General features: G+C 49.9%; 2 tRNA genes and 2 rRNA genes. All 4 read left to right on the forward strand.

Annotation, left to right across the window (positions count from 1 at the left end):
- A 16S ribosomal RNA gene (locus tag BHF71_RS11030) occupies positions 1 to 180 on the forward strand; the annotation flags it as partial.
- Positions 181 to 274: 94 nt separating this feature from the next.
- A tRNA-Ile gene (locus BHF71_RS11035) sits at positions 275 to 351 on the forward strand.
- 15 nt (positions 352 to 366) lie between these two features.
- A tRNA-Ala gene (locus tag BHF71_RS11040) sits at positions 367 to 442 on the forward strand.
- Between the two features lie 89 nt (positions 443 to 531).
- Positions 532 to 719 (forward strand): 23S ribosomal RNA (locus BHF71_RS11045); the annotation flags it as partial.

The raw sequence follows: 719 nt of genomic DNA on the forward strand, positions 1-719 counted from the left end.
TGCCGCGGTGAATACGTTCCCGGGCCTTGTACACACCGCCCGTCACACCACGAGAGTTTGCAACACCCAAAGTCGGTGAGGTAACCAATATGGAGCCAGCCGCCTAAGGTGGGGCAGATGATTGGGGTGAAGTCGTAACAAGGTAGCCGTATCGGAAGGTGCGGCTGGATCACCTCCTTTCTATGGAGTCGACTCATCTTAAGAGATGAGAAAAAAAGGGCTTGGATACACTGTTTAGTTTTGAAAGAGCGATGGAGCTCTAAATTAAAGATGTGGGCCTATAGCTCAGCTGGTTAGAGCGCACGCCTGATAAGCGTGAGGTCACAAGTTCAAGTCTTGTTAGGCCCACCAAATATAATATAACATGGGGCTATAGCTCAGCTGGGAGAGCGCCTGCCTTGCAAGCAGGAGGTCAGCGGTTCGATCCCGCTTAGCTCCACCATAATATTTGATTTTTAGAGTTAAAGGAAAATGCACCTTGAAAACTAGATAGCGAGAAAAAGAAATTCACCGAGAAGAGCGTAAAGAATAGGTTAAGCTACAAAGGGCGCACGGTGGATGCCTTGGTGCTAGGAGCCGAAGAAGGACGGGACGAACACCGATATGCCTCGGGGAGCTGTAAGTGAGCATTGATCCGGGGATTTCCGAATGGGGGAACCCATGCTTCGTAATGGAAGCATACCCATCTCTGAACACATAGGAGATGAGGAGGCAACCAG

Source organism: Vulcanibacillus modesticaldus, from assembly GCF_001730235.1.
In the GTDB taxonomy this organism is placed as follows: Bacteria; Bacillota; Bacilli; order Tepidibacillales; family Tepidibacillaceae; genus Vulcanibacillus; species Vulcanibacillus modesticaldus.